The organism is Acinetobacter colistiniresistens, from assembly GCF_024582815.1.
Taxonomy (GTDB): Bacteria; Pseudomonadota; Gammaproteobacteria; order Pseudomonadales; family Moraxellaceae; genus Acinetobacter.
Genome location: NZ_CP102099.1, coordinates 2,429,620 through 2,446,823 on the forward strand (window position 1 = coordinate 2,429,620; position 17,204 = coordinate 2,446,823).

The following is a 17,204-nucleotide window of genomic DNA, read 5'->3' on the forward strand; positions in this document are numbered from 1 at the left end:
TGATGAAATCAATATAGATGTACAAGTTTTAGACAAAGATGGAAATGTCTTAACCGAAGAAGAAGCTGAAGAACTACTTTGGGAGGATAACCCGAGTAATCGTACGACAATTATAAAAGGGCGAACAAACAACGTTAAAACGGCGAAAGGCACCAAAGTCGCAACAGTTTTTGCCGTAATTGAATCTGAGCAAGCTATTGCTTCACATACGGCTACAGGCAGTGAAAATCCTAATTATCCGCAAGAGCTGCAACCACGGGACCGCAGCCGTGAGGCATCACAAGCATGGGTACAGAAAACATCAAATACACTTGATCCTGAAAGTTTGGGCCGTTCTGGTCGAGCTGATGAATGATTTACTCACTAAGATTCAACATACATGGTCTGAGTTTGATTCATGGGTAATGGATGGAAATTATGAGCACATTCCAGTCGATAAAATCAGTATTGAAAATGCCCCTAAAATCCATGAAAGCAAAATTAGCAAAGAGGACCCTATTGTCGTAATAGAAAAGCATGGGAAATACTTTCTTATTGCTGGAATTGATCGTCTTGCATTTGCTAAAAGTCGAAGCGAAAAATTCATTCCAGCAATCATTTTTGATGATAAAGATGTGAAAACTTCTATTATTCAAAAGGCAATAAGACAGGCAGGCTCAACCGTGGACCCTGTAGCATTGGCAGCACTTATTGTCGATGAGTTGGATAAAAGCCTTTTGAAGGGTTTTGATAATGCATCTATTACATATTTAGACATTCTTTATAAAAATAGCTTTACAAATTAATTAGCTATTATCTAATAAGCCTAAAAGTTGAGATGAACTTTTAGGCTTATTTTTATTGAGATTGATTTATGTAAAAATTTTATATAATTTCTTCTAAAGTTTCATCAATAGAGCCAAAAAATGGAAATAATAGAAGAATTTTCTATATGTATCAAATGTGTGGATGATGAATTCTTAAAGAATATCATACTTGAAAAAGATGAAATCCATAATTGCTCTCAATGTAATGAAAGTAACTTAGCAATTGGATTTGTAGACTTGGCTAAATTACTGGAAAGTGTAATAATTGAAAACTTCACAATAGGCACGTATCAAAAATATTTTAATAAAGGCAAAGGTTTTTCAGAAGAATTCCAGAGGGGAATCCTTCTGCAAGAAGTTATAGATGAAATTTTAGGACTTGAAGTTAAACATGGAAATGAATTGGTTCAACTTCTTATAGAATCTGAAAGTAGTACTGATCCGAATGATTATGATGACCGTGAAGGTAATTTTTTTACTGACGATGAAAACTATGTAGAGCTCCAAATTGATAATTTGAATCTTAACGGTGAATGGTATCAACTGATAGAAGAACTTAAAACCCAACGACGTTTTTTTAGTGACAATGCCAGAAAATTATTTAAATTTCTTTTTGAAGATTTAGATGAGCTCTGGGCATTTATTCCAATTGAAAATAAGTATGATAAGGGGTGGTTTAGTAGAAAAAAAAGAGATGTAATTGAAACGCTCCCAATAAGCACCAAAATTTATCGAGCGCGTAGGGCAAACTCACTTTCTGAAAGTAAACGTTACTTATTGAATCCTAATCAAGAACTAGCACCACCGCCTACCGAATATGCTCAACAAGGTCGAATGAATGCTAAAGGTATATCTAATTTTTATGGAGCATTTGATATAGACACCTGCATTGCAGAAATGCGACCCTCAATAGGTAGTTTTATTGTAGTAGGTGAGTTTGTAACAACGAGAGAATTAAAAATTTTAAATTTTGAGTATTTGGAAAATTCTTATGGTCATATTAGCTATTTTCTTCCAGACTACCAAGATCAATCTTCGCGAAGAAAATTTTTGAAAAACTTCATAAATTAATTAGTACTCCAATTATAAATGGTCACGAGGATGAATATTTAATAACACAAGTTTTAGCTGAATATTTAGCATATATGCATCCAGAAAACTTCGATGGAATTTCATTTAAATCTACCCAATCTGAAAATGGTAGTAATATTGTACTTTTCCCAAAAACAATTATACCAGTTGAACGGTATTCTTTAATGATGATAAAGATCTTTTCGAAATAGATGTAATTTCGATTGAGGATAAACACCCAGAGATCAAGGATGAATTAGATAAATTTAAGGTGAAATTTATTCAAGATAGTGCAAGTCTGCATCAAACTCAAAAAGTCGCATATACGTCAATAGAAAAAGCGTTTAAATTTATTGAACGCTCAGGAAAACAAAGTATAGCATTATTGGAAGATATTATAAATGAGGAGTACTAACTAGATAGATTCAAAAAGGAACTCTTTTAAAATTTTAAGAAATATTCCATGGATTAAGGTGTTAAACGCCTAAGCATTCAAAAAGTAGTAAACTAGCAGGCACAACTGTAGACTCTGTGACATTGATAGCAAATATTGTTGATGAGTTAGATAAAATTTTGACTATTAGACTATTTGGCTACTTAAAATTATTCTCTATATCGCTTATTATTAGATATCTATATCAATTAATAAATATAGATATATATTAAATTTAATAGAAGGGGTGTCTTATGAATGATTTTGAAAAACTATGTTATCGGAAAAGAATAAATATCATCAAAAATTTGGAGTATTGCCAGATATTATTGTAATCTCAAAAGGTGACGATAATGATTTATATGAAGATTTACTTAGTTCTTTTGGTGGTGTTGTCCCAAGGAAAAGAGATTTTGAGAACTGCAAAATTATTGTTGTAAATGAGTATCTTCAACAACCAGAATGCTATGAAGAAAATGACATTAAATTATTGTTAGAAAAACAGTCTATCAATCCTAAGATAGATTTCATTGAAAAAGTATTACCAGAAGAATCATCTAAAACTAAAAATAGCAATGAAGGTAAAGAAAAACTGAAAAGTTGTATATTTCAAGCTCCATTTTGAATGGCTTTAGTTCGCTGTAACAATTACTAAAGTAGTGATTAGAATTTAGTGGGATTGGAACTTACTAAATTTTATTTAAAAATTAGTGAAAAATAGCTCTATCAATATAGGGCTATTTTCATTTCATGGCAGACTTGTCACGAGCTCAAGCAGCCAATGCTCCAGAGACTACACAGCCAGAGGACTACAGTTCTGATCCCTTTTATGGCTATGTTTCTAAGCATAAGTTTGCAGAGTTTAACTTTTGTACGATTACGCGGGACGAAAACACAAATGAGCCTGTAGTTGCAATGGATGCGACAAAGCCAACTATTAGAGCTTTTCTAACAGATGGTGATAGTACCTTCGAGAGCCAATGGCAAACGCCCTTTGAGAATTCAAATCCTGAGTTAAAAATGCCTATGTTAATGGCTGGCCTACAAACAGGGCAGACTGTAGCTTCAATTGGTATCATGGGTGGTGCTGTATTAGGTGAGATGTCAAAAGGTCTTGGTTCAGCCATGCAGCCCATAGCAGATTTTGCAAAACAAGTTGAAGGCAAAACTAATCTCAACAAAGTTAACACTACTCAAGTATTTCTCTCCACAGCTTCAGTACATCTCAACTTAAGTATTTTTTTTATTGCCTTAAAAGATGCACGAAAAGAAGTCGAAGAAAAATTAATGCATCTTCAGTCATGGTCATTGCCGCAGCATTTATCTCAAGGGACTGTTTTGACTGATTTGGCAAATCAAGGAATAGAGGGCTTATTCTCTGGAATCATCCCTCCTTATTTGTCACTCACAACGCATGGCAAAACATTTTTGCCCTTTATCTTGCAAAGTGTTTCTGCGCCGATTGTTGCTCCAATTGATGAAAATGGAAATCGACTAAGCCTGACAGTGAATCTAAGCCTTATTAGCCGAACAGCTTGGGATGCCCAAGATGTTCGTAATTTATATACCGTAAATTAAGAGGATCAATATGTTAGTTTTTGACCCTATCCCCATTGGTGAAAACGCCTATCAATTAACTGAACTTACTTTCAATGATGCTTTAAAAGTTTCAGCAATAGACTATAAGTTAAATGAAAAACGTATTTCTGCATTCTTAGGACATGCATTAGGTAATCAGACTTTGCCTTTGTCGCTGACTGCCCAAGAACGATACTTTCTCATGTTGAAATATGTGCAAACACAAACTAATACACTGTTCTCAAGTGAAGTAAATTTTGAAAATTGCTTTAGATCAGAACAGAATTGGCTTTCTCAAGTCTCTGAAAATGGGGTAACTGTTAGGCAACTTATTGGTGCTGAGGCGAAAACTAAAAAATGCCAATTTGTAAGAATTGGCATTTTTTACACTATACTTTTGCTCTCTTTCTAAAGAGAACGATTAATAAAGCTATAAATGAACAAAGAGCAAAAATGAAATATACTGGCCCAAAGAAAATATTTTTATCAAATCCTAAGAAAATAAAAGAATCTAAAAATTCCTGCTGAGTGTGGCCAATATAGGTTTTACCGAAAACAAACCAGTTTAGAAGAAACGCTATAAATGCATTCAAAGATATTATGGCTAAGATCCTGATAACTAGATCTTTGATATAGCTTGTTAGCGTAATAGAACAAGTTAAAATTAATACACTAAAAACAGTGGCATACACTGCTATCCAATATTGCACCTCTGGTGATTCAATTTGCATTTATCCTCCTAAACTTGCATTAATAATATTTGCAGAAATTCGACCAGAACTATTAACAATTTTCACTATTTTACCGTTATGGAAAATTGCTCTTTTACCATGTCTGTAATCTTGTTTTGTTACCGAGGTTGTGCCGCCTATATTAGGATTTGCATAAGTCTGATGACCTATGACAACACTTCGAGTTTTCCCCGCACCATATAGTGCTTTCGACAACTCAGCAGCAAAACAATCATCTCCATTTCCTGTATTACACCCATGTATTTCTATTTTTGACTCATTAGTAAATGAACCTAAGCTGAGTTCAGAAATAGCATACTGATTTTTGACTTTATTCGTAGCATAGTTTAGTCCTCTCCAAAATGCTTGAAACTTTGTTTTATACAGATTGGAAGCTAAGGCTTGCCCACGCATATCAATATTTTTGTTAAATGATGCTCCAATAATAAAATAAACGCCATCAGGATCACCGTGGCAAAATAGATCTAACGACTGAATAGTATTCGCTGCTTGGCTTTTGATGGTGCTAACAAGCTCACCAGCACCTTCTTTTAGAAAAGTTGTCTTAATCGGTAGATCATTTTTATAATCGGCTGTTACGTTCTTTGATGCATACATGAAAGCAGAGTTATCACTTGCTTTTGAGGCTCCACCATAAATAATAAGGCGGGTGGGGCTATTGAGTCTAACTTGCTCAACTTTAGCATTTACCTTAGTTGTTGTTTTATGAGCTTGAGTTACCATGATTCACGCTCTGCAAGAGTGATTTCGATTTGATCAGCTTGATCAGTTTCAGCTAACTTTTGCGTGAATCCTTCTGCATCGGTTGTACCCTCTATTATTCGTCCATCAGGATACTTAATATTGTATTGGACATTAGCCATTGGTGCGCCGTCAATTTCATTTAATAACTGATATTGCCCTGAGTATTGTTTAGTTTTTACTACGGTTTGCTGATTTTGATTTGAACTGCCAGCACCAATACCCGGTCCCGTGTCACTCACAGCAAGATTTTGTTTTGGAAGTAACTTACAGCCACATGACAATGAGTCATTAACTCGAGCAGCAGCTTTACCTAATACTTGCATGTATGGATCGCCAGTTATAATTGTTGCCACTGTCTTGTGTTTTGGGCAAGTTGCTTTATCACCTACACATGCAATCGGAATTCCTTCAATTAAGAAGCTATTATTTCCAGAAATTACTTGCCCACCGCCAGTAGTGGGGCATCCAACAACGATATAAGGAGTTGCCATAATTAATTTTACCCTCTGTTTAATTTTTATGAGAGGGGATAATAGCAGCACATATACAGACAAGACTGTTTAATTTTTTTAATTTGTCTATGGGCGGTTGGGCAGAAAGGTAGGGTCATATAGGCCGAGCAGGTGAACATGATTCTTAGCTATAGGTTCGTAGTTTGCAGATATAACAGAGTCTCATACTTATCAGTGGAAAACTTGAAATGTAAAAAATTGAGCAAAATAGAAAAAATAAATTTTACGCCATTTCTTACGCCTAGATATATTTTTGTGTTTTAAGTAATTGTTTTATAATTGAATACTGCGATAATCAAACCATTGCAGCATTAGGTTTTCCTCTAAGACAAAGTACTAATTCAGCTTATGCTGTAGCATAGCAGAAAATTGATTTCATAACTGAGAAAAGCAATGACAAGAAAATTCAAATTTAAGTTTTTAGTAAAGATAACTTAAAGGGCATAACTGCATCGGATTTTTAAACCTATTGAATCAAAGTTTCTTTTAGCTTTTATGGTGGATAGGATGAAGATTAATATTAACAAGATTATTATTCGGAATATTCTATATATTAAAATTTATTTAGTTTGTCTTAACATTTATTTTTAATTTGTTAAATTGTTGGGTTATGTGGAAGGTGATTTTTTGTTCTTTTGGTGTTATAATGGATAGAAAATTAATATATATAGAAATGATGATGAAAATAATATCTACAGTTATGTTTATGCTTTTGTTTATTATGTCTTGCACGGTGGATGCTCAGAATTTTAAGGATGATTATGTTAGTTTGTCTGAGATTTATTTTAAATCGATTGATGATCAAATCCAATTTGAATATGCTTTGCGAGGAAAAGAAAAGTCAAGTAATGAACAGCTGGAAGCGAAGCAAAAAGAGTGTTTGGTCGAAAAAAGTAAAGTTAATTTGCATAAGTTAATTATTGATCGTTATTCAGATTATCAGGGGTATATGCAAGAAGCTGCTGAAAGTATCATGGAGAAGAATGAATTTAAATTCACACAAGAAGAAGCGCAAAAGAATTATTCTGCGCTTAAGAGTGAGTTGAAGAAAACACAATTTCCATGCTGAATGATGTAATTGCTTTCATGGGAATAATCCAGATTTAAATAGCAAGCAAGATACTTTTCAGTTAGGTACAATTTGTGTTGAGAACAGGTTTAATACCATGGGCTGGATGCTTTAGTGATATAGAATTGCATAATCGTTCTTTTTCTTTGGCGTGTAGCCTCGAAGATTGGCGGTTTTTATAAAGAAGAAAAAAGAGGGTACTATCGCTTAAGAAGTAGGCGTATACTGAATATGGATACTTGAATCTTGTAGGGTCAAAAAATGCTTCTCAAGTTTGCAATTCGATTTATGGCGGTTCTGTTCGCTGTATTGGCTTTAGCTGCAGTAATCATTCATTTCTTTTTTTCAAGTAAGTTAACCACTGATTTATGGATTATTGCGGTTCCTGTTATTCTGGCTGTGCCAATACTTAGTTCCATCATTGTTGCTAAAGACGATGAGTTGAGCATTTAGTTAGTTTTTATTTAAATTGTATAAAAGTTTATCAAACGATAGGCTTTTTCTTTTATATGGTATAAAAATAGCACCAATAAAAAGGAGCGTGATGTGGTTATATCTGAATTAGTTCGAAATTTAGATCGAGAATATGAATTATTTATACAATCCCAAAGCTATCATTCAAGTAAAAACAGCGAGATACAAGTAAAAGCACTGTTTTTGCAAGGTGCACTTAAAGCAATGAATTATCAACATACTCATCTCATTCCTTTGGGGGGCGGTGCTTATACAATACAGAATTTTAATAATTCTACATTAAATATTAATTTATTTAATACACCCCTATTTAAGAACAAAACAACTTTCGTAAATTGGCTGTCTAATGTTTTGCATAAAGAAATTTACACAGCACAACAACAGGAGCGATGTTTTGCTTAAAGGATATTGATAAGGCTGTTCTTCCCAATTTAAATGCTTATTTTCTTTGTAGATTTTGAGCATTTTGGGGCTTAAAAAGGTTGGAATTATGATCTGTGATGTTCAGTAATAATATGTGCTGAATCGCACCGAATATCGGTTTTTATTTTTTATTTCGTGTATTTATATAAAAATTATTTTTAAAGATTAAAAATAAACTACTCTCTAAGCTCTTATATTTAAATAAAAATAGGTATTCGAATGAAAAAATTGGGGTTGGTGCTATTGCACTCACTATGTATTTATTGGCGATAAATGGCTGGGCAGATACACCTTTACAGATTAATTATGGGGTGCCGCAAACTTTAGGGGAGCGTACAATTCAATCATCAACACAAGATGATCATAGTCAAATTAAAGGTGAACTTCAGACTTCTTTATTTGCAGAATATTCTGGGTCGCGATTGAAATCTGATGAGGTTGATGGCCATGAAACATTAAATGGTTTCGGTACTGGCATAACTTTTACGGCTTTAGATGTATTCAATACAACTTTTGGTGTGTATTACCAAAAAAACGCTGATTGGAAGAGTACTGAGCTGAATGTAAAGGGCGGATATAAATTTTATAATCAAAACAATACTTATGCGAATGCAAGTATTGGTGTCGGCTACGCTTGGCTCAAGGCTGATAATTATAACGTTAAGCTGCGTTATGTTACTTTGCCTGTTGAATTGGAAATGGGGCATTATTTTCAACCCAATATCGCGGCTTACGTAGGTTTGGGCTATAAATGGCTTTATATCGAAAACTTTAAAGATGTTTGTACTGGCTATTTTTGTGATAGTACGGCATCTGATATTTTGGATATGGATGGGTTAACTTATAAAGTGGGTATTCGTTATAACTTCTAAGCATTCAATAGCATGAATCTTAAAGACTTATCTGTAGATAAGTCTTTTTTTATTCATTTTTCGAGTGATTTTACATAAAGGCGATAAAATTGGTTGAGTTTTAATCAATGCTTACTTACCTAAACAGTTAAAAATTTGTGATGACTTAAGATAAAAGCTCAATGATTAATTAGAGCATTAACAAATGACAAATAATTTTGAATATAAACAAAAAAATTTAAAAACATCTCCTGCTTTGAATGTTGAAACTTCAACTATTGATCGTTTTAGTCCAAAGTACTGGCGTATCGATGGGCCCCAAACTATGTCGTTTGCGATTACCAATTATGCAAATGGCTTTGAGGCTGCTTTTAGGTCACGTACCACAACAGACCTTGCGGGTATTAGTTGGGATTCTTACGATGTAAAAGACCATAAGCTTCTGGCTTATGAGACCAAATACGACTATAGCGGTACCGTTTGGGATTTTGATATTGAATTATCTGCATCCATGCCTGCATTAAATAATGAAACCTTAACACCGACTTTAACCGTTTATTATCATGAAGATGGTGTAGATAAGGTTGCCTATGTTGTGTTGTTCAATTATGCAAATCAACCTGCTTCTCGATCTGCACATATCCATATCAATTGGGATACGGTCAAGGCTGGTTTTTCAGCTACAGATTCATTTCCTGTAAGCGATATCCAGCGAATTTCTTTGTCTGGCTTTACCTTAAGCTATAACGGCCATTCAACACTGCCTCTGGTAGAACCCGAAGATGGCTATATCCGTATTACAAATTCAGTCACGACGGGTCCGAACGCTAAATTGAGTTTAAGCCGAGTTTCTGTACCTTTACATGATTATGGTATCTGCACCAGTTATGATGATCATTATGATCTTAATCCTCAGCGACTGGTTGATAATATGGCGGCTTTGGGCTATCACGGATTGATCAATCATTACTGCGGGATGTCTAAATATCCAGAATTGTATTGGGATACGACGATCAACAAATGGCAAATCCCTGATACCTTAGTCACCAATCAAGCTGTTGTGAACCCATGTACACGTAAGTGGCATGAACATTTCGCACAAGCATTACACAGCGCAGGCATGCAACCTGTGTTTGGTGTGAGTTTTGAGATGTATTCATTGGGGGCAAAAGAGTTTTGGGCACAACGCGACTGGAACAGTAATCTGGGGCGGACTGGTTATGAACCACCAAGTTATTTCTTTAGTCCTTGTGATCAGAATGCGCTTGCTTATTTACACAAAGCATTTATCGAGTTTGCAGATACCATGGCTGTTGGCGGGTGTCCAGTTAATATGCAAATTGGTGAGCCTTGGTGGTGGTATAACCAAGGTACAGATCTTCCTTGTGTCTATGATTACCCAACAAAACTGGCATTTAATGCAGACACTGGATTGTATGCACCAGATTTGGGAACGATTTATGATGCGGTTCATAAAACCGGAACACCGTATGACGAATTTAAAGCCTGGTTAAGAAACAAGTTGGGGCAAACCTGTCGAGATATTCGAACTGTGATTAAGACTAAATATCCGCAAGCCAAAGTATGTCCGTTGATTTTCTTCCCAACGATTCGGACACCAATTGAAACTTTAGCAACAGATATTAACTATCCAAGTGAACACTATTCATATCCGAATTTTGACTACATTATGACCGAAGCCTATGACTGGATTTTGGAAGCCCGTTTAGGTTTGGCACATCAGGCAGTTTCCGAGATTCCGACATTGGATTTGCACTATCCCGTGGATAAAGTGGCTTATTTAGCAGGATTTGTTCCTGATTCATCGATTGCGCATCTTTATGGATTTGATAAGACAAAAGCTTATCGAACTCCAATTTGGCAGCGTGTGTTTGGGGATATGCAAAATAATAATGCTTTGGGCTTGATGAAACAATTTATTTGGGCCTATCCGCAAGTGATGCAGGATTCTGTAACAATTGATACGCTTCAGGCACCGAATGGTTTCTTTGTCGAGAATACCCTGTATACACCAATTAATGATGATACGCCGTATCCACCTGAGATTTACTTGTAATTCTCTGTAGCGAAAAGGCTTTGTAATTCAAAGCCTTTTTAGTGTTTATTAGAACCTTAAAGCGAGAGTTTCATAGCATCGAACATATGTAGATAAAGCTAAGTCTTAATTACAAATGTTAAGAAAAAGAAAGTAATGTAAAATAAATCTTCATTAATAAATAGAAAAATTGAGATACACTGCCTTGATCAGCTTTAAAAATTCAAATGATTTTTATGAAAACCAAAATTCTACTCCTCGGCTTAGTCTCAATCTTATTTGTGGGGTGTAATAAACAGCCAGAAGTCAAGAACGAGCAAGCACAAGAAAGCTTTGAAGTTATAGACAATAAGATTTCAGAGTATATGGATATTTTGGATAATCCAGATACGCCTAAAGAGGAAAAAACGAAGGTACTGTGTAAAGACTATCCGAAATTATATGAGTCAAAGTATGTTCCAGCATTGTTAAAGCTTGCGCCGAAAGACTATACCAGAGAGAAGTTAATGGCTGATCTTAAAGTCTCGACAGAATACTATGCCGAGAAGTTAGATATCATGTGTAAGTGATTCGTGATGGAGGAGGCGTGCTTCTCCATCTATCTTCAGAAAAACCAGCATGGTCTAAGGTCGCTTAAATCAGAAAAAATTGGAAATATTAAACTGTGCGCCAAAATCTGTCGTTTAGTTGGCTTGATTGACTTGAAAAACAGGAAATAGAACCTATTATAATTTTTTTCTTATTCTGATATCACAGGCGGAATACGGTGAACGAAGACATTTTGTTACCAGCATCACGAGCGACTGCAATTTCCAATGCAAATGTTAAAAAGTTAACAGTAGATAAAATTCTCTCAAAAATTTCCAGTACGATTAAATTAAGAGCCAGTGATGGTGATCGAGATGCCTTACAGCAATTTTCAAAGCATGAAGTCAGTAGCGAAGACGCAGATATAGTTGTGAATGAATTAAAAACAGCTGGTTATCGGGTATTTCTTAACCCTAATTTTACCAATACCAATATCCAGTTCCAGCTCGAATGGGACTGAGCTAAAGATCATATAAAAGCCCCAGATTTGACTGGGGCTTTTATATTGTATTTTGAACTTATTCTTGTTGTGCTGAGCAATGCTTGGAGTTCTTTGTGAGCTTACTTCATCACTTATAAAGAAAACATATTCCTAAAATGTTGAATAAAAATGCCTATAATGTAAAAAAACATCATAGAGCAAAAAATGAGTTTAAGAAGGTGGTTACTGATCCTGCTAGGATTAACATTCACTTTGATCAGCTATCTATATTGGGATTACAAGCAAACAGGTGGTTATAGCAAGAATAGTGACGCTTATTATGGGTATTCCTTTCCAATCGACAATCAATTAAAAAATGCTGTTGATTGTGAATTGGCGAATACAGAACATCCAGATCAACCACCAGTCTCACAGGCGTGGATGGAAGGGTGCAAGAAATATTTTGAAATTAATCATTAAACTTTCTATTGAAATTAATGGACGCTGCTTGATGAAAGTAAAAGCAGACGTACAGCGTCTAGTTTCACTACTTTATAAAAATAACTTTCTAAACGACTACCTGATTTGATTGAAGATTTTATTTAAGTTTTCTGTTAGTTTATGTATAAAAATAAAAGTGATTTGAATATGAAACATTTAAATTTAATTGCAGTTATTTTGTTCAGCGTAATTGCACTTCCTTTCAGTACCACATTATCAGCGAATATTTATATACCGATTTCTCTTTTTAAAAAGGCCGATAAGTCTAGATTTGTTAAAGCTCAAGCCCTGAAGACGGACGAATTTGATGTTTCAACAATACAGCTATTAGAGGAGGGCTTTGTGCCGATTAAGTCACAAAAGTTTAATGGTAGGGATAGTACTAAGGGCTATGACTATATTGTTCATGAATTAGAAAAACGAGCAGACTCACTTGGAGCACAGATTGTACTGTTTAGTAATACCCAATCAACAGAATCAATTGGATATTATAGTTTTTTAACGCCAGCTCCTCGGGGACCTCAGAATCAGACAGACAATAATGGATTTGGTAGTGTAAATACATCTAATAATGTGAGTAGTTCTTTAAGTCAATCAGCGCCCATTTACCAACCGCAGAAAGAATATACGGTGAGTTATTTTTATAGATTTGAGTCAATTACAGGGATTTATCCTATAGATTTATCGGATCTAGATAAATTTAGAACGGGTAATTTAGAAGGGGTTAAGGTTAAGGTCATATCGAAGAAATCACCTGCTTTTGGCGAAATCTTGGCAGATGATATTATTTTAAAAATTAATGATATCGTTGTAAGAGATGTGAGTAACTTTGTAGATATCTCAAACTATTTAAATAAAGGTACGATTAAGTTCGAGATTTTGCGCAAAGGCCAGAAAATGGTAAAAGAAATCTCGATTACATGATGTGCTTGGTAAACTGCTGATTGCTGTGTTTGCAGACTGATAAAAAAGGCCTTTAATCAGGCCTTTTTTATCAGCTAAATTATTTGCTCACAATTGCTTGCCCTGAGAGCATTTGCAAGTCATGACCAGAAGGCGCTTGATAAATTCTGAGACCAAACTCAGGGATAATTGCAATTAAGTGATCAAAAATATCAGATTGAATTGCTTCATAAGACGCCCATGCAATGGTATTGGTAAAGGCATAGATTTCTAAAGGTAAGCCTTCACTGGTGGGCTGCATTTGACGAACCAGAATGGTTTGGTTTTGAGCAATGCCTTGATGTTGACGTAAGTAGAATTCAACATAAGCCCGGAACGTGCCCAAATTGGTTAAACGACGCTGGTTGTATTGAGACTGGTTGCTAAGGTGATTGTTGAACTCTGCAATCTCCGATTTTTTTGCATCGAGATATTGGTCTAAGAGCAAAAAGTCTTTCAGCTTTTGTTGCTCTTGGTCACTCATAAAGTGAACACTACTTTGATCTAGAAAGAGTGAACGTTTGATACGGCGGCAACCTGAGCTGCTCATCCCACGCCAGTTTCTAAAGGTATCAGTTACGAGCTTGTTGGTTGGGATTGTTGTAAAGGTCTTATCAAAGTTTTGTACAGTCACTGTATGTAATGACATATCAATGACATCGCCATCTGCATTCAAGGATGGCATTTCGATCCAGTCACCAATACGTACCATGTCATAAGAAGCAATTTGTACGCTGGCAACCAATGAAAGAATGGTATTTTGGAAGACCAACATCAACACAGCAGCCATGGCACCAAAACCTGCCAGTAGGGTAAACACATCTTTTTTCAAGAAGGTTCCCAAAATCATCAGGCCGCAAACCACAAACAAAATAAGCTTAACGAGCTGTAAATAGCCCTTAATCGGCTTATTCTTAGATTTTGGATTGCGTTGATAAATTAAGTTAAAGATATTCAATGCTTCACTAACAGTAAGTGCAAGTGTCAGGAAAATGAAGGCCTGTGCGCCCATTTGTACAAAGCTAATGAATTTCTCTGGTAGATGCGGAATCGTCGTAATGCCATTCATGATGACAATCGCAGGAACGATATTTGCAAAACGTTGAGTGACGCTATGCTGTGCGAAAATCGATTGATTTGGAGATTTAAATTTTGTAATTAAATGGCGAATACCACGGACGATAATTCTTTTCGCGATAAAGTTCGCAAGTGCAGCAAACAAAATCAAAATGATCAATGCAATCGCTGTTTCTAGCCATGGGTAATGGCTCAACTCACTACGCAAATACTTTAAATAATCCAAACCCAAAACACCTTATAAATTCTTTGAGCAGGAATTGTAAGGTGTAATGAGGTTTTATATTAACTTGATCACAGTTTATATACGATTTGTAAAGGCGTTTTTACATAACGGTTTGAAGCTTTACCACATCAAATCATCAGGAATGACATAAGCTGCATATGGATCTTCTTCATCTGTGGTTTGATCATTATGCTCAGTATTGTTATTCACCAAGATAAAACCCTGCATTTTTTGATCAATTTTGTCTGCAAGAGCTTTAGGTAGATAGGCGTAGCTATCCTGATCTTTGGCGATAACAAGAGAGCCTGCGACCAGTGCATTATAAACCTGTTGCGAAAGGTAAACTTTTTTGATTTTGCCTTCATCAATAAATTGGTAGGTTACATCACCTTCTGTTTCCTTGATCTTGTGATGTTTGATCATTTGAATGATCGAAGCTTTTAAAGCTTTCTCTTCCAAAATATTCTGTTTTTCTAAATTCAGGGCTTGGTCTTTTGCCAACTTTTCTTGCTTGGCGCGGTCAATTTCTGCTTTTAGGACAGCGTCATCATTTTGGCCAAGGCGCTGCTCATGTTGTGCTTGCTTGGTTAATTTTTTTGCTTTTTTATTGTCAACCAAACCCGCTTTTAACAGTTGAGCTTGCAATGCATTTTTAACCATAATTCAATCCAAATTTGAGTTTGATGAAGAACGAAAATAGAAAAACCAGTAGGCTAGACTCATGGCTAAGCTTAATCCAGCTGGAATGAGAAAGGTCTGTAAGTTTAAATAAGGATAAAGCACACTCGCAATAAGTCCACCGCATAAAAAACCGATAAAGATCAATAAATGCAGAAAAATACGCCGTTTTTCTACGTTCAAGCCGCATGCTTTATAACCCAGTGCTAAACCAATATCAGTAAGGACACCAGATAAGTGCGTTGTACGAATAATTGCACCTCTATAGTGGCTCACCATTGCATTTTGCACTCCCATGGCGGCACAGGCCCATAAGAGGCCATAGCGAGGGAAATAGGGCAGTAATAACCAAGTAAGAAGCAGAAAGATTGCAACTAAACTAAGCGGCAGGCCATAACGTCGTCCAAATGCAACATTACCGTTGCCGAGTATCAGACCACTATAAAAAGAACCGATGACAAAACAAAGGATGACAAGACTGAGATAAATAAAATGCTCAGGTTGCCAGTCAAGTAAACTCATTGCAAGCATACTGACATTGCCTGTCATATGTGAAACGGATTGGTGTAGGACGGTAAATAAGCCTAAAACGTTTACCATCCCTGCATTCAGTGCAAGTAAGAAAGCACCAAGTTGAATCCAGTTGGGTAAACGTTGAAGTGGCATATCAACCTATGATCTTGGATGGTCTCTGAAGTCAACTGCTGCGGTAAACAAGACATCCGTTGATGAGTTTAAGGCAGTTTCTGTTGAGTCTTGCAGTACGCTGATAATCATACCAATGGCAACAATCTGCATGGCAATCTCAGATGATATACCAAACAGGCTACAAGCGACAGGGATCAACAATAAAGATCCACCGGCCACACCCGATGCGCCGCATGCTGAAACAGCAGCTACAACTGATAAGATGATCATGGTACTTAAATCAACTGGGATACCAAGCGTATGTACAGCAGCGAGAGTCAGTACGGTAATGGTAACGGCTGCACCAGCCATATTAATCGTCGCACCGAGCGGGATAGAAACACTAGCCGTTGCTTCATTAACCCCCAAACGTTGCGCCAAGTCCAGATTTACCGGAATGTTGGCTGCTGAACTGCGAGTAAAGAAGGCCGTGATGCCGCTTTCTTTTAAGCAAGTGAAGACCAAGGGATAAGGATTCGCTTTCATGGTGATCCCCACTAAAATGGGATTAATTACCAATGCAACGAATAACATTGTTCCGATCAGTACTGCCAATAGATGTGCATAGCTGGTGAGTGTTGCTAAACCTGCACTGGCAAAGGTAACTGCAACTAGACCAAAAATACCAATTGGGGCAAAACCAATAACGGTATGAATAATCTTGTTTACAGCGTCGGCGACATCAGTCATTACCTGCTTGGTTGTATCAGAGCTATGACGTAAAGCTAAACCAAGACCAATCGCCCAAGCTAAAATACCGATAAAGTTCGCTTCACTAATTGCCTGTACAGGGTTTGCAATAAAACTTAAAAGAAGATTCTTTAAAATTTCTGCAAGACTACCTGGTGGCTGAAGTCCACTTTCTGCAGGTAAATGCAAAAAGAGCTGGCTAGGAAACATAATGCTCGCTGCTACTGCACTAAATGCGGCAAGTAACATACCAATCAGGTAAAGGAAAAGCACAGGTTTAATCTTTGAGCTTTGACCAATTTGAAAGTTTGCAATTGAAGATAGAACTAAAACAAAGACTAGAATTGGTGCAACAGACTTTAATGCTTTAATGAATAATTCACCCAATAGACTTAAATAGGGTGTAAAGTTAGGAAAGAGCAGAGCGACGCCAATCCCTAGAAAAATAGCGATAATAATTTTGCTTACTAAGCTCAAGCGAGACAGTACATTAAACATATAAAGGCCTTATAAACCTATGCACGGTTTAAGGTTAAACAAGCGCGGTATTCTATACCTAAGAACCGTGAATAATAAAATTTTTTTGCAATTCAATTACTTTAAAAATCCCGAAAAAATTAACACA

The 17,204-nt window shown here is 35.9% G+C and carries 22 protein-coding genes and 1 pseudogene; 16 read left to right on the plus strand and 7 right to left on the minus strand.

Features of this window, described 5'->3' with window-relative positions; all coding sequences use genetic code 11:
* Positions 1-103 precede the first annotated feature (103 nt).
* The 7 genes and pseudogenes from NQU59_RS11680 to NQU59_RS11705 all read left to right on the plus strand — a co-directional run.
* Positions 104-349, plus strand: a pseudogene (locus NQU59_RS11680) (hypothetical protein); the annotation flags it as partial.
* Positions 348-785 carry a hypothetical protein gene (locus NQU59_RS11685; RefSeq protein ID WP_257063548.1) on the plus strand — a complete coding sequence of 146 codons (438 nt, stop codon included), beginning with the start codon at positions 348-350 and terminating at the stop codon, positions 783-785. The pseudogene NQU59_RS11680 and the gene NQU59_RS11685, both read left to right, overlap by 2 nt.
* 120 nt (positions 786-905) lie before the next feature.
* A complete protein-coding gene (locus NQU59_RS11690) occupies positions 906-1,877 on the plus strand; it encodes an RES family NAD+ phosphorylase (RefSeq protein ID WP_257063549.1) in 972 nt (323 codons plus the stop codon).
* Positions 1,878-1,891: 14 nt separating this feature from the next.
* On the plus strand, positions 1,892-2,089 hold the full coding sequence (locus NQU59_RS18865; RefSeq protein WP_373463006.1) for an RES family NAD+ phosphorylase: 198 nt from the start codon (positions 1,892-1,894) through the stop codon (positions 2,087-2,089).
* A 495-nt stretch (positions 2,090-2,584) separates the two neighbouring features.
* Complete coding sequence (locus NQU59_RS11695; RefSeq protein ID WP_257063550.1) at positions 2,585-2,935, plus strand: hypothetical protein; 351 nt, start codon at positions 2,585-2,587, stop codon at positions 2,933-2,935.
* A 125-nt stretch (positions 2,936-3,060) separates the two neighbouring features.
* Positions 3,061-3,888, plus strand: coding sequence for a hypothetical protein (locus tag NQU59_RS11700; RefSeq protein ID WP_257063551.1), 828 nt, complete (start codon positions 3,061-3,063; stop codon positions 3,886-3,888).
* Positions 3,889-3,898: 10 nt separating this feature from the next.
* Complete coding sequence (locus NQU59_RS11705; protein WP_257063552.1) at positions 3,899-4,300, plus strand: hypothetical protein; 402 nt, start codon at positions 3,899-3,901, stop codon at positions 4,298-4,300.
* On the opposite strand, the gene NQU59_RS11710 is transcribed toward NQU59_RS11705, so the two are convergent.
* Genes NQU59_RS11710 through NQU59_RS11720 form a run of 3 tightly spaced genes read right to left on the minus strand, consistent with a single transcriptional unit; the run spans position 4,278 to position 5,875 of the window.
* Entirely contained in the window at positions 4,278-4,619 is a 342-nt protein-coding gene (locus NQU59_RS11710) for a hypothetical protein (protein ID WP_257063553.1), read from the minus strand. The two genes, NQU59_RS11705 and NQU59_RS11710, sit on opposite strands and share 23 nt — an antisense overlap.
* Positions 4,620-5,363 (minus strand): hypothetical protein, encoded by a 744-nt coding sequence (locus NQU59_RS11715; protein WP_257063555.1) that lies wholly within the window; start codon positions 5,361-5,363, stop codon positions 4,620-4,622.
* Positions 5,357-5,875, minus strand: a complete 519-nt coding sequence (locus NQU59_RS11720; protein ID WP_306436571.1) for a PAAR domain-containing protein — start codon at positions 5,873-5,875, stop codon at positions 5,357-5,359. The genes NQU59_RS11715 and NQU59_RS11720 overlap by 7 nt, the downstream gene beginning before the upstream one ends.
* A gap of 721 nt (positions 5,876-6,596) precedes the next feature.
* Between NQU59_RS11720 and NQU59_RS11730 the strand changes: the two genes are divergently transcribed.
* The 9 genes from NQU59_RS11730 to NQU59_RS11770 all read left to right on the plus strand — a co-directional run bounded on the left by NQU59_RS11730 (position 6,597) and on the right by NQU59_RS11770 (position 13,203).
* Complete coding sequence (locus NQU59_RS11730) at positions 6,597-6,965, plus strand: hypothetical protein (RefSeq protein ID WP_257066261.1); 369 nt, start codon at positions 6,597-6,599, stop codon at positions 6,963-6,965.
* Positions 6,966-7,226: 261 nt separating this feature from the next.
* On the plus strand, positions 7,227-7,418 hold the full coding sequence (locus NQU59_RS11735) for a hypothetical protein (RefSeq protein WP_005241116.1): 192 nt from the start codon (positions 7,227-7,229) through the stop codon (positions 7,416-7,418).
* A gap of 93 nt (positions 7,419-7,511) precedes the next feature.
* Positions 7,512-7,841, plus strand: coding sequence for a hypothetical protein (locus tag NQU59_RS11740; RefSeq protein WP_257063556.1), 330 nt, complete (start codon positions 7,512-7,514; stop codon positions 7,839-7,841).
* Between the two features lie 275 nt (positions 7,842-8,116).
* Positions 8,117-8,734 carry a hypothetical protein gene (locus tag NQU59_RS11745; protein WP_257063557.1) on the plus strand — a complete coding sequence of 206 codons (618 nt, stop codon included), beginning with the start codon at positions 8,117-8,119 and terminating at the stop codon, positions 8,732-8,734.
* Positions 8,735-8,918: 184 nt separating this feature from the next.
* Positions 8,919-10,790: a non-contractile tail sheath protein gene (locus NQU59_RS11750; protein WP_257063558.1), complete on the plus strand. Its 1,872-nt coding sequence runs from the start codon at positions 8,919-8,921 to the stop codon at positions 10,788-10,790.
* 215 nt (positions 10,791-11,005) lie between these two features.
* On the plus strand, positions 11,006-11,338 hold the full coding sequence (locus NQU59_RS11755; RefSeq protein ID WP_032865340.1) for a hypothetical protein: 333 nt from the start codon (positions 11,006-11,008) through the stop codon (positions 11,336-11,338).
* Between the two features lie 197 nt (positions 11,339-11,535).
* Positions 11,536-11,817 carry a hypothetical protein gene (locus NQU59_RS11760; RefSeq protein WP_005241127.1) on the plus strand — a complete coding sequence of 94 codons (282 nt, stop codon included), beginning with the start codon at positions 11,536-11,538 and terminating at the stop codon, positions 11,815-11,817.
* A 186-nt stretch (positions 11,818-12,003) separates the two neighbouring features.
* Complete coding sequence (locus tag NQU59_RS11765; RefSeq protein WP_257063560.1) at positions 12,004-12,258, plus strand: hypothetical protein; 255 nt, start codon at positions 12,004-12,006, stop codon at positions 12,256-12,258.
* A gap of 168 nt (positions 12,259-12,426) precedes the next feature.
* Positions 12,427-13,203 (plus strand): PDZ domain-containing protein, encoded by a 777-nt coding sequence (locus tag NQU59_RS11770; protein WP_257063562.1) that lies wholly within the window; start codon positions 12,427-12,429, stop codon positions 13,201-13,203.
* 79 nt (positions 13,204-13,282) lie between these two features.
* Here NQU59_RS11770 and NQU59_RS11775 read toward each other — a convergent pair whose 3' ends face one another.
* From NQU59_RS11775 to sstT, 4 genes are all read right to left on the minus strand, one after another.
* The gene (locus tag NQU59_RS11775; RefSeq protein WP_005241133.1) at positions 13,283-14,524 is read right to left on the minus strand and encodes a mechanosensitive ion channel family protein; all 1,242 of its coding nucleotides are present in this window, start codon (positions 14,522-14,524) and stop codon (positions 13,283-13,285) included.
* A gap of 120 nt (positions 14,525-14,644) precedes the next feature.
* Positions 14,645-15,184 carry a DUF2058 domain-containing protein gene (locus NQU59_RS11780; RefSeq protein ID WP_005241136.1) on the minus strand — a complete coding sequence of 180 codons (540 nt, stop codon included), beginning with the start codon at positions 15,182-15,184 and terminating at the stop codon, positions 14,645-14,647.
* A gap of 3 nt (positions 15,185-15,187) precedes the next feature.
* Entirely contained in the window at positions 15,188-15,868 is a 681-nt protein-coding gene (locus tag NQU59_RS11785; RefSeq protein WP_257063563.1) for a YoaK family protein, read from the minus strand.
* 6 nt (positions 15,869-15,874) lie between these two features.
* Positions 15,875-17,077 (minus strand): serine/threonine transporter SstT, encoded by a 1,203-nt coding sequence (gene sstT, locus NQU59_RS11790; RefSeq protein ID WP_005241138.1) that lies wholly within the window; start codon positions 17,075-17,077, stop codon positions 15,875-15,877.
* Between the last annotated feature and the right edge of the window lie 127 nt (positions 17,078-17,204).